Annotated in this window: 10 protein-coding genes; 8 read left to right on the top strand and 2 right to left on the bottom strand. The window is 68.9% G+C overall.

What is annotated here, in order from left to right; translation table 11 throughout:
• The first annotated feature begins 119 nt into the window (after positions 1 to 119).
• Positions 120 to 656, top strand: a complete 537-nt coding sequence (pyrE, locus tag ACQP0P_RS03955; protein ID WP_433370985.1) for an orotate phosphoribosyltransferase — start codon at positions 120 to 122, stop codon at positions 654 to 656.
• A gap of 115 nt (positions 657 to 771) precedes the next feature.
• Here pyrE and ACQP0P_RS03950 read toward each other — a convergent pair whose 3' ends face one another.
• Positions 772 to 1,224, bottom strand: a complete 453-nt coding sequence (locus ACQP0P_RS03950; RefSeq protein ID WP_433370982.1) for a hypothetical protein — start codon at positions 1,222 to 1,224, stop codon at positions 772 to 774.
• A 332-nt stretch (positions 1,225 to 1,556) separates the two neighbouring features.
• Here ACQP0P_RS03950 and fbaA point away from each other — a divergent pair, with 332 nt between their 5' ends.
• The 4 genes from fbaA to ACQP0P_RS03930 all read left to right on the top strand — a co-directional run bounded on the left by fbaA (position 1,557) and on the right by ACQP0P_RS03930 (position 5,867).
• Positions 1,557 to 2,579, top strand: coding sequence for a class II fructose-bisphosphate aldolase (fbaA, locus tag ACQP0P_RS03945; protein ID WP_433370979.1), 1,023 nt, complete (start codon positions 1,557 to 1,559; stop codon positions 2,577 to 2,579).
• 157 nt (positions 2,580 to 2,736) lie between these two features.
• On the top strand, positions 2,737 to 3,156 hold the full coding sequence (locus tag ACQP0P_RS03940) for a DUF3151 domain-containing protein (RefSeq protein WP_030916144.1): 420 nt from the start codon (positions 2,737 to 2,739) through the stop codon (positions 3,154 to 3,156).
• A 163-nt stretch (positions 3,157 to 3,319) separates the two neighbouring features.
• A complete protein-coding gene (locus tag ACQP0P_RS03935) occupies positions 3,320 to 4,603 on the top strand; it encodes an adenylosuccinate synthase (RefSeq protein ID WP_433370976.1) in 1,284 nt (427 codons plus the stop codon).
• 337 nt (positions 4,604 to 4,940) lie between these two features.
• Complete coding sequence (locus tag ACQP0P_RS03930) at positions 4,941 to 5,867, top strand: glycerophosphodiester phosphodiesterase family protein (RefSeq protein WP_433370973.1); 927 nt, start codon at positions 4,941 to 4,943, stop codon at positions 5,865 to 5,867.
• Positions 5,868 to 5,874: 7 nt separating this feature from the next.
• Here the strand turns inward: ACQP0P_RS03930 and corA are convergent, their stop codons facing one another.
• Entirely contained in the window at positions 5,875 to 6,993 is a 1,119-nt protein-coding gene (gene corA / locus ACQP0P_RS03925) for a magnesium/cobalt transporter CorA (RefSeq protein ID WP_433370970.1), read from the bottom strand.
• A gap of 447 nt (positions 6,994 to 7,440) precedes the next feature.
• Here corA and purD point away from each other — a divergent pair, with 447 nt between their 5' ends.
• The 3 genes from purD to murA all read left to right on the top strand — a co-directional run bounded on the left by purD (position 7,441) and on the right by murA (position 11,329).
• The gene (purD, locus tag ACQP0P_RS03920) at positions 7,441 to 8,673 is read left to right on the top strand and encodes a phosphoribosylamine--glycine ligase (RefSeq protein ID WP_433370967.1); all 1,233 of its coding nucleotides are present in this window, start codon (positions 7,441 to 7,443) and stop codon (positions 8,671 to 8,673) included.
• Positions 8,674 to 8,781: 108 nt separating this feature from the next.
• Complete coding sequence (locus ACQP0P_RS03915; RefSeq protein WP_433370964.1) at positions 8,782 to 9,816, top strand: hypothetical protein; 1,035 nt, start codon at positions 8,782 to 8,784, stop codon at positions 9,814 to 9,816.
• 244 nt (positions 9,817 to 10,060) lie between these two features.
• Positions 10,061 to 11,329 carry a UDP-N-acetylglucosamine 1-carboxyvinyltransferase gene (gene murA / locus ACQP0P_RS03910; RefSeq protein WP_433370962.1) on the top strand — a complete coding sequence of 423 codons (1,269 nt, stop codon included), beginning with the start codon at positions 10,061 to 10,063 and terminating at the stop codon, positions 11,327 to 11,329.
• Positions 11,330 to 11,448 lie beyond the last annotated feature (119 nt).

Here is an 11,448-nt window from a genome sequence, read left to right as displayed (position 1 = left end):
TCGCAGTCCGTGCCGCGCGTAAACCCGGATCGCACTTTTGCCATCCGGCGGCCGGATCGGCGCCGCTCACCGCCGGCCCCGGATCTGGCGGCCTTCCGGATCGCCCTAACCTTGGTGCCATGAGCGATCGCGAGAACCTGCTGGCAGAGATCAAGGGCAAGGGCGTGGTGCACGGCAAGGTCGTGCTGTCCTCGGGCAGAGAGGCCGACTTCTATGTGGACATGCGCCGGGTGACCCTCGACGGGCAGGCGGCGCCGCTGGTGGGGCGGGTCATGCTGGACCTCACCGAAGATCTCGATTACCAGGCGGTCGGCGGGCTGACGCTGGGCGCCGACCCGGTGGCGACCGCCATGCTGCACGCGGCGGCCGCGCGGGGCAGGACGCTCGACGCGTTCGTGGTGCGCAAGGCGCAGAAGGCCCACGGCATGCAGCGCCGGATCGAGGGGCCGGATGTGGCGGGGCGGAGGGTGCTTGTGGTGGAGGACACCTCCACCACCGGCGGTTCCCCGCTGACCGCGGTGGAGGCGCTGCGCGCGGCGGGCGCCGAGGTCGTGGCGGTCGCCACGATCGTGGACCGGGGAGCCTCCCAGGCGATCGCCGACGCCGGGCTGCCGTACCGGACCGCCTACACCCTGACCGACCTCGGCTTGGGCTAGAGGATCGCCCGGCGCCTCGCGGGCCTTCCACCCGGGTGCCCTGTCTCGGTCACCGCGGCGCGCCTCGCGAGGCGCCGTCCGGCCGATCCTCGCCGCGGCGAGGAGCCACCGGGCACTACCGGTTTCGGGAGACCGTGAACTCCTGGCGCCCCCCCGACCCGCCGGGTGCGCGGACGGCCCCGTTCACCTGGACCCGGACCGCGGCCGAGTCGGCCAGCACGACGTCGACCTTGGGGTCGAAGGACTGGAACTGCTCGCCCTCGGCCATCTCCCGGTCGAGCAGCACATCGCCCCCGGTGACCTTCAGGAAGACCGTGGGGCATTGCTCCCGCAGGCACTCGACGAGGACCGTCGGCACCCGCTCGGCGGTGGCCGAGGCTGAGGCGGAGGCGGTCGAGGAGGCGTCCGCCGGCGACGTGGTGGTGGTGGTGATGGTGGCCGGCGCGGCCGACGGGTCCGTCTCGGCGCCGGAGCCGAGACTGCCGATCAGCGAGAGAACCCCGACCACGATCAGGGCGACGAGCGCCAGCGCCGCCAGTCCGGCGAGGACCAGGCGGGCGATACCCATGGGGTCAGACCTGTGGCGTCCCACACAGTGGAGATTAGCGGTTCGTGAGGATATTTCACGACTGACCTGGTAAATCAGCTCAGAAGCCCCGAAATCCTAGAAGATCCCCTATAACCAACCAGGTCATACTGGAGATCCCGTACCGGCGAGCACCAGGAGTCCTCCGGAGGTTTCCTACCGGTGGGCGCCGAGACCATGCCGAGGACACATCCGTACACCCCGAAGTGGTGGTGGAGCTATCCGGTTGGGAAGGAACCCGGAATACTGGCCCATGGGCAATGTCTTCATAGCCCCGTGCCAGCTGCCCACAGCCGTCTCCAGGAGATGACACGATGCCCATCGCGACCCCAGAGGTCTACGCCGAGATGCTCGACCGGGCCAAGGCGGGAGGTTTCGCCTACCCGGCCATCAACGTGACCTCGTCACAGACCCTCAACGCCGCACTCAGAGGGTTCGCCGAGGCGGAGAGCGACGGCATCGTCCAGGTGTCGACCGGCGGTGCCGACTTCCTCTCCGGTACCACGGTCAAGAACATGGTGTCCGGCTCGGTGGCGCTGGCGGAGTACGCCCGTGTCGTCGCGGCCAACTACCCCGTGACGATCGCCCTGCACACCGACCACTGCCCCAAGGACAAGCTGGACGGTTTCGTGCGCCCGCTGCTCGACATCTCCCTTGAGCGGGTGGCCAGGGGTGAGGACCCTCTCTTCCAGTCGCACATGTGGGACGGCTCCGCCGTGCCGCTGGACGAGAACCTTGAGATCGCCAGGGAACTCCTGGAGAAGACCGCCCGCGCAAAGATCGTCCTTGAGGTGGAGATCGGCGTCGTCGGCGGCGAGGAGGACGGCGTCGTCGGCGAGATCAACGAGAAGCTCTACACCACCTCCGAGGACGCCCTCGCGACCGCCGAGGCCCTGGGCCTGGGAGAGCGCGGCCGCTACATGCTCGCCGCGACCTTCGGCAACGTGCACGGCGTCTACAAGCCCGGCCACGTCAAGCTGCGGCCGAGCGTGCTCAAGGAGATCCAGGACGCGGTCGGCGCCAAGTACGGCAAGGAGAAGCCGTTCGACCTGGTCTTCCACGGCGGCTCGGGCTCGCTGCTCGAGGAGATCCACGAGGCCATCGCCTACGGCGTGGTGAAGATGAACATCGACACCGACACGCAGTACGCCTTCACCCGCCCGATCGTCGACCACATGTTCAGGAACTACGACGGCGTGCTCAAGGTCGACGGCGATGTCGGCAACAAGAAGGTGTACGACCCCCGCTCGTACGGCAAGGCCGCCGAGACCTCGATGGCGGCGCGGATCGTCGAGGCCGCCCAGCACCTCAAGTCGGCGGGCACCAAGATCTCCTGATGCCCCGGCGACCAACGCAGACCGGGAATTCTCGGTAGAGACCGGTTAAAACCGGTCAATGTTCGGAGGGTCCCCGTCAGGTCACGAGATCGGCTTCCGGAAAGTCCCCGGGAGCCGATCTTGGCCTGGCGCGGTTTCACCAGATAGGACTGTCGCTATGGAATCCCACGAGAACCTTCTCGCCGGCCCGCCGCCCACCCTGCTCCCGGACCTGCCTGAAGCTCGACAGGCGCTGGAATCCGGCGCCCAGCCATCCGACGTCGCCGCGCGCTTCCCCGCCTATCCGACCGCCTGGGCGGCACTCGCGGACGAGTATTTCGCGGCGGGACACGCCGTGACGTCGTACGCCTTCGCCCGCACCGGCTACCACCGGGGCCTGGACCAGCTCCGCAGGGCGGGCTGGAAGGGGCACGGCCCGATCCCCTGGGAGCATCTGCCCAACCAGGGGTTCCTGAGGTGCCTGCACGCACTGGCCCGCGCCGCCCAGAGCATCGGGGAGAAGGAGGAGGCCGAGCGGTGCTTCCAGTTCCTCAAGGACTCCAGCGCCGAGGCGTCCAAGGAGCTGACCGGCCGCTGATCCGGCCCTGATCCGGCCCTGATCTGCCCCTTGATCTGCCCATGGGATCTCTCGCCCCGAGGTGGGAGATCCCCATTTCGGACGCCGTCGGGTATTCTCACCACGCAAGAGCCCCTGTAGCGATTGCGCCAGGGGTTTTCGTTTTTGCGGTGGGAGAATCACAATGCCGGCTGTCGTTCTCGTTGGTGCCCAGTGGGGCGATGAGGGCAAGGGTAAGGCGACCGACCTACTCGGTGATCAGGTCGACTATGTCGTCAGATACCAGGGAGGCAACAACGCGGGCCACACGGTCGTCATCGGCGACCAGAAGTATGCGCTGCACCTGCTGCCGACGGGAGTGCTCTCACCGAACGTCATCCCCGTGATCGGCAACGGTGTCGTCATCGACCCGGGCGTGCTGCTGAGCGAGATCGACGGGCTTGAGGCCCGGGGGGTCTCCTCCGAGCGGCTGCTGATCTCCGCCAACGCGCACCTGATCATGCCCCACCACAAGGCCCTCGACAAGGTCACCGAGCGCTACCTCGGCAAGGCCAAGATCGGCACGACCGGGCGCGGCATCGGTCCCGCGTACGGCGACAAGATCTACCGGATGGGCGTGCGGGTCCAGGACCTGCTGGACCCGGGCATCCTGCAGCAGAAGATCGAGGTCGCGCTGGGCGAGAAGAACCAGATCCTCACCAAGATCTACAACCGTCGGGTGATCGACGCGAACAAGGTCCTGGACGAGTATCTCGGCTACGCCGAGCGCCTCAAGCCGCACATCGCCGACACCTCGCTGATCCTCAGCAGGGCCCTGGACGAGGGCAAGGTCGTGCTGCTCGAAGGCGGGCAGGGCAACCTGCTCGACATCGACCACGGCACCTACCCGTTCGTCACCTCCTCCTCCCCGACGAGCGGCGGCGCCTGCTCGGGTTCCGGCATCCCGCCGACCCGGCTCACCCGCGTGATCGGCATCCTGAAGGCGTACACCACCCGCGTCGGCTCGGGTCCGTTCCCGACTGAGCTCGACGACGAGATGGGCGAGTGGCTGCGCGCCACCGGCCGCGAGTACGGGGTGACCACCGGGCGTAACCGCCGCTGCGGCTGGTTCGACGCGGTCATCGCCCGGTACGCCACCCGGATCAACGGTGTCACCGACTACTTCCTCACCAAGCTGGACGTGCTGTCCGGCCTGGAGAGGATTCCCGTCTGCGTCGCCTACGAGATCGACGGCGTCCGTCACGACGAGATCCCGATGACCCAGACCGACTTCCACCACGCCAAGCCGGTGTACGAGGAGTTCCCCGGCTGGCAGGAGGACATCACCGGCGCCAGGAGCTTCGAGGACCTGCCCGCCAACGCGCAGGCGTACGTGAAGGCCCTGGAGCAGATGAGCGGCTCCAGGATCTCCGCGATCGGCGTCGGCCCCGGCCGCACCGAGACGCTCCAGATCCACCCGCTGATCTAGGCCCCGTCCCGCGGATCTTGCCGTGGCGAGGATCGGGCAGGTGGTGCCGCGCAAGGCGGAGGAGGGAGCCGCGGCGCGCCGCGGTGACCGACGACAACGCGGCGAGGCGCCGCCTGCCCGTAGTGGGCAAAAGATCCAAAGGACAGGGCCTGGGTCCGCTCCCGCCGATCCCCGCCGCGGGGATCGGCCAGGTGGCGCCGCACGAGTGCGGCGGCCGACGACACCGTGGTGAGCAGAAGTGCCAAGGGCCTGGTTTCGACCGGTACGACCCGCGCCCGGCGTCGCCGGGGCGCGAGCCGTACTGGGGATCGGTACCCGAGATGGATAAGGTCCCTGTGTGCATGCCGAGATTCACGGTCACCGTGGGGCCCGTGGGCTCCGTCCCGAGAACACCCTGCCCGGTTTCGCCCACGCCCTGGAGCTGGGCGTCGACGCACTGGAGCTCGACGTCGCACTGACCGCCGATCGGCGGCTGGTGCTCACACACGACCTCACAGTGTCCGCTGTGACCAGCACCGACGTCCGGCCCGCCTTCCGCGACGACCCCGCCTTCCCGTACGTGGGCAGGCCCGTCGGCGAGCTCACGCTGGCGCAGCTGCGCACGCTGGAGTGCGGAGTGCGGGTGCCGCGCCACCCCGAAGACCGTTTCGCCCCGACCCAGCTGCCGGTGCCGAACACCCGGATGCCGACCCTGGGCTCCGTGCTGGGGCTGATGGACGCCTACGGAGCCGACGGGGTGCGGGTGCACGTGGAGCTCAAGTCGGACCCGACCAGGCCCGATCTGAGCGCCGAGGTCGGTGAGTTCACCGAGATGGTGGTCGCCGAGCTCGACCGGCACCGCAGGCTCGACCGGGCGGCCATCCTCAGTTTCGACTGGCGCGTCCTGCGGATCGCCCGCTCCCTGGCCCCCGCGACCGGGAGGTACGCCCTGATCGAGCGTGCCACCATGGACAGCGCCTGGCTCGACGGCCTCCGTCTGGAGGACTTCGGCGGCGACGTCCCGGCCGCCGCCGCCGAGGCCGGGGGCACCACGCTCTCCCCCGAGCATGTGATGGTCGACCCCGAGCTCGCCCGGCGAGCGGAGAAGGCCGACCTGCCGCTGGCCGTGTGGACCGTCAACGACCCCGGGCGAGCGGCCGAGCTGCTCGATCTCGGGGCGACCGCGATCGTCACCGACTATCCCGACCGGATGATCACCCTGTGGGCCGAGCGGGGCATGCGTGTCCCGAAGCCGGTCACCCCCGCCCGCCCGATGAGCGCCTGAGATCGGGTCACATCCAGCCGTTGCGGCGGAAGCCCCGGTAGAGCAGCGTGCAGGCGATGATCATCACGCTGAGCACCAGCGGGTAGCCGAAGACGGAGTCGAGCTCGGGCATGTGCTCGAAGTTCATGCCGTAGATGCCGGCGATCATCGTGGGGACGGCCATGATGGCGACCCATGAGGAGATCTTCCGCATGTCCTCGTTGGCGAGCGCGTTGGAACGGGCGAGCGCCGCCTGCAGTATGGAGTTGCAGAGCTCGTTGGACGACTCCACCTGCTCGCAGACGCGGGCCAGGTGGTCGACGACGTCACGGAAGTACTCGCGCATCTCGGAGGGGATCATCCGGCGCTGGGCCAGCGTGGACATCGGTGCCTGGAGCGGTGTGACGGACCGCTTCATCTCGATCATCTCGCGCTTGAGGTTGTAGATCCGGCCGATGTCACGGGCGCTGACGTCCGCGAAGACCATCGCCTCGACGTCCTCCAGCTCGGCCTGCATCCGGTCGGCCACGGTGAGGTACTTGTCGACGACGTGGTCGGCGATCGCGTGCAGCACGCCGGTGGGGCCCCGGCTGAGCAGCGTGGGCTTGTCCTCAAGGCGCTCCCGCACCTCCGAGAGCGGGCAGTGCCGGCCGTGCCGCACGGTCACCACGAAGTCGGTGCCGACGAACACCATGATCTCTCCGGTGCCGATGATCTCGCTGGTCGCGGTCAGCACGTCGTGGTCGAGGTAGGCGACGGTCTTCAGGACCATGAACAACGAGTCGCCGTAGCGCTCGACCTTGGGTCGCTGGTGAGCCTTGACGGCGTCCTCGACGGCGAGCGGGTGCAGGGCGAAGACCTCCGCCAGCCACTCGACCTCGGGGGCGTCGGGCTCGTGCAGGCCGACCCAGACGAAGGCGTTGTTCCCTTCGACGGACGCGTTGTGCGCGCGGACGAGTTCCAGGGCGTCGGGGATGCCCAGGGCCTCGATCTTCTTACCGTCGATGTAGGCGGCGTACTCGACGAGCGAGTCGCTCGGCGGGACGCAGACACCGCTCATCCGCGCACCGAGCGAGACGGCGGGCGCGTGCGGGGCACGGATCGTGCGAGCGTGCTTGATACGGGGAAAAAGGAGCGAGGAGCGCATGGCGAGCCTTTCCCGCCCAACCTTGCGGGATTCCGCACGCGATGCGCTGTCACCACCAGTGGAAGCGACGATGCGTGCGGTGCCGGTCGGGCACCGAGATGGGGTGGTCGAGGGTGCGCACAGCAGGCGTGCGCGAGCACGTACTGCTGGGATCGCCAGAGGACATCCCGAACCACCTCCAATCGGCAAGAGACACGCAAAGCCACTCAAAACTTAACACGAAAAGGGGGATGGCTCTCAGCTTACTCCCAGGTTCAAGCATCGATCATGCACAACCCGACAAAATTCACACCCTGTTTACTGGCACCTCTCATGCGTACCGGCACGTCGCGGACTCGCCAAAGTCATCCACAGGCTGTGGATGACTTTGGCGTTCGGGCACCGGCGAAATCCGGGTGTGCCGACACGGCCCGAGGGACGATCCGGGAGGACGATAGGCTCTGACAAGTGCGCGTTCTTGTGATTGGAACCGGCGGGCGTGAACACGCCCTGTGCCGGTCGCTGGCGGCGGACCCCCAGGTCACCGAGGTTCACTGTGCTCCCGGAAACGCGGGCATCGCGCAGGTCGCGACCCTGCATCCGGTGGTACCGACAGACCCGGCCGCGGTTACCGAACTGGCCGAGCGGCTCCGGGCGGAGCTGGTCGTGATCGGCCCTGAGGCCCCGCTGGTCGCCGGCGTCGCCGACGCCGTCAGACAGGCCGGCATCCCCTGTTTCGGTCCCTCACGGCAGGCGGCCCAGATCGAGGGTTCCAAGTCCTTCGCCAAGGACGTCATGGTCGCGGCGGGCGTGCCCACCGGGCGGTCGTACACCTGCGTCACGCCGCAGGAGGTCACCGCGGCGCTCGACGAGTTCGGCACACCGTACGTGGTCAAGGACGACGGCCTGGCGGCCGGCAAGGGCGTGGTGGTCACCGACGACCGCGAGGAGGCGCTCCGGCACGCCGCCGCCTGCGGGCGGGTGGTCATCGAGGAGTTCCTCGACGGTCCCGAGGTCTCGCTGTTCGCGCTCTGCGACGGTGCCACGGCCGTGGCACTCCAGCCCGCCCAGGACCACAAGCGCGCCTACGACGACGACCAGGGCCCCAACACCGGCGGGATGGGTGCCTACACGCCGCTGCCGTGGGCCCCGGACGACCTCGCCGACCAGGTGATGGCCGAGACCGTCATACCGACCGTGACCGAGCTTGCCAGGCGTGGCGCGCCGTACACGGGGGTGCTGTACGTGGGGCTGGCCCTCACCTCCAAGGGCCCGAAGGTGATCGAGTTCAACGCGCGGTTCGGCGACCCGGAGACCCAGGTCGTGCTGGACCGGCTCCAGACGCCCCTCGCGGGCCTGCTGCTCGCCTGCGCGAACGGGACCCTCGACCGGTTCGGGCCGCTCTCCTATCGCGGCGGCGCCGCGGTGACCGTGGTGATCGCGGCGGAGAACTACCCGGCGGATCCGGTGAAGGGCGACGTGATCGAGGGGCTGTCCGACCCGGTCGAGGACGCCTACGTGCTGCACTCGGGCACCGCGCTGGACGGCGACCGGATCGTCTCGAACGGCGGCCGGGTGCTCAGCGTGGTCGGCACGGGGCCCGACGTCCCCGCGGCGCGGGCGGCGGCCTACGAGGCGGTGGAGCGCATCCGGCTGCGCGGCTCGCACCACCGCACCGACATCGCGGGCCGCGCCCTCTGAAAGCGGCACGGCCCTCCCCGGCCGAGGCGTAGCGCCTGATCGGCATGTCGCGATAAGCCTGGGGCAGTCGGTGCCCCACCCCAGGCCTGCCCCGCCCCCGGAGGAACGATGTCGCTTGATCCAGCGTTGACCGCCGAGCGGATCGGTGACACCGGCGTGTTGCGCTGGCCGGGCACCTGGCGGGTCTACGTGGCCACCCGGAGCGAGGAGATCAGGGCCGACGCCGAGCGCGCCCTGACGATGTGCGACGAGGCGGGCCGGCTGGTCTCGGTGGGCGAGGGCATCGGCACGCACCTGGCCCGCGCGCAGGCGTACGCGCGCGGCAGGCACGGCGTGCGGCGCTGGCTGACCGGCCAGGCCATCGAGGGCGCCTGGTCCAACGTCAACAGCGCCACCGTGATGCTGTACGGCGTGCTGCCGGTGGCGGAGTTGTGCGGGCGGGCGCCGGAGGTGGTCGCGATCGGCCGGGCCTACCTGCCCGGCGACGACCCCCGGCTTGTCCACCTCCAGGCCAGGCTGGCGGCGGGAGACCTCGGTGAGAACGACAGGCCGCTGATGCAGTCGGTGCTGCGGGCCGCGTACACCGCGCAGGCGATGGACACCGGGCGGGTCCGCAGCTTCCGCAACCTGCTCATCGGCGGGGTGGTCATGCTCTCCCTGATCGTGCTGAGCGTGGTGGTCATCGGTGCGATCTGGCCGGACGTCATCCCGATGTGCGGCGACCAGTCGGTGATCCGCACCCAGGGGCTGATGCCCGCCCAGATCTGCCCGACCGGCGGCCTGCGGCCCGGCCACGGCGACGTCCCGCTCGTGGCCCTGATCGGCATGCTGGGCGCGGCGCTGGCCACCGCCGCCTCGCTGTCGACCCGCTCGGAGCTGTCCACCCGCTACTCGCTGGCCGTCGTCCAGAACCTGCTCAAGGCGCCCGCGGGGGTGGCCACGGCCGTGCTCGGGCTACTGATCCTGAACTCGGGCTTCGTGCCCGGTTTCGCGGGGCTCGGCTCGCAGCCCGCGATCCTGGTCTGGGCAATGGCGTTCGGGTACGGACAGCAGGTCGTCACCCGCTTCGTGGACCAGCGGGCCGACAATCTCCTGTCGGCCGCCTCCCCGCTCACCACCGCGGTGAACACGAAGGGCAGGTAGCATCCGAGGCCCGAGGCCTCCCGGTGCCGCGCCCCACAGTGACACCCGCGAGCCCGGAAACCGCAGGCCAAAGCGTGGTCGCCGCGCAACGCGGCGGTGGCAGATGACTTATCGGCCGGTTCATGGGCAGTTCACCCTCGAACTGGCCGGTTCAGGGGCATTCAACGGCTACTGTTGGCCGATAACCTCGGCTGCCGCCTCGCGCCACACGAGTTACCCAGAACACTTCCAAGGAGCATGACGCATGGTCCGTTACCGCGTGCGCGGTGGCAACCCACTTCGTGGAACCGCCTTCATCCAGGGTGCCAAGAACGCCGTGTTGCCCATGATCGGTGCCGCGCTGCTGGCTTCCAAAGGTCGCACGGTCCTGCGCAACGTCCCCATCATCGAGGACGTCCGGCGCGCGGTCGAGCTGGCAGAGACAGTCGGCGCCAAGGTCGAGCTCCACGAGGCGGAGCGCACACTGGTGATCGACGCCTCGACGCTGAGCAGCCCGGTGCTGCCCGCGGAGATCGCCCGGCGCTTCCGCGGCTCGGTGCTGTTCGTGCCCGCCCTGCTGCACCGTCTCGGCGAGGCGATCATCGAGGGCGTGGGCGGCTGCAACCTGGGCAGCCGCAACCTCGACTTCCACTACCTGGGCTACAAGCGCCTGGGCGCGATCGTGGACGAGGGTGACGCGGTCATCCACGTCAAGTCGGCGGGCCTCACCGGTGCCACCCTGTACCTGGACACCCCCTCGCACACCGGCACCGAGAACCTGATCATGGCCGCCGCCCTCGGGCGCGGCACCACCGTGATCGAGAACGCCGCACTGGAGCCCGAGGTCCTCGATGTGATCGACATGCTGACCCGGATGGGCGCGAAGATCAGCGGCGGCGGCACCGGGTTCATCACCGTGGAGGGCGTGGAGGAGCTCCAGGCCGTCGAGCACACCGTGATGCCGGACCGCCTCGACGCGGGCGTGTTCGCCATGGCCGCCGCCGTCACCGGCGGAGAGGTCAACCTGGTCGGCGCCGACCTGGACCACCTCGGCGTGGTCCGCTACAAGCTGGAGCAGATGGGGGTGGAGTTCGCCGACCACGGCGCGGTGCTGCACGTGCGCAGGGATCGTCCACTGCGTCCGATCAATGTGATCACCGACACCTATCCCGGCTTCGCCACCGACCTGCAGTCGCCGATCATGACGGTCGCCTGTCTCGCCGACGGCGCCAGCTACATTCATGAACGAATCTTCGACGGTCGTTTCGCTCTGGCCTCAGAACTGAACAAAATGGGCGCCGATATTGAAGTGAAAGAGAACAGCGCCGTCGTTCGTGGTGCGACTCCGCTCACTGGAACACAGGTGACCGCTCACGACCTGCGCTCGGGAATCGCCCTCGTGCTCGCGGGCCTGGCCGCCGAAGGGGAGACCGTGATCGGATCGGGATATCTCATCGACCGCGGGCACTCTTATCTCGCCGAGCGCATGCAGGCCCTGGGCGGCGATGTGCGCCGAGAGATTTCAGCGCCATAATCAGCGGGTTTGAGCTGCTCAAAAACCGCTCTGACCTGTGTAAACGATGCCAGTCATAGCTTTAACCCGGAAGTAGCTTCCGGAATTGGCCGCAAATCGGGCGTGACATTACGGCCCTC

The organism is Streptosporangium sp. CA-115845 (assembly GCF_050943795.1).
Classification (GTDB): Bacteria; Actinomycetota; Actinomycetes; order Streptosporangiales; family Streptosporangiaceae; genus Streptosporangium.
This window is presented reverse-complemented; position numbering and strand designations above follow the sequence as displayed.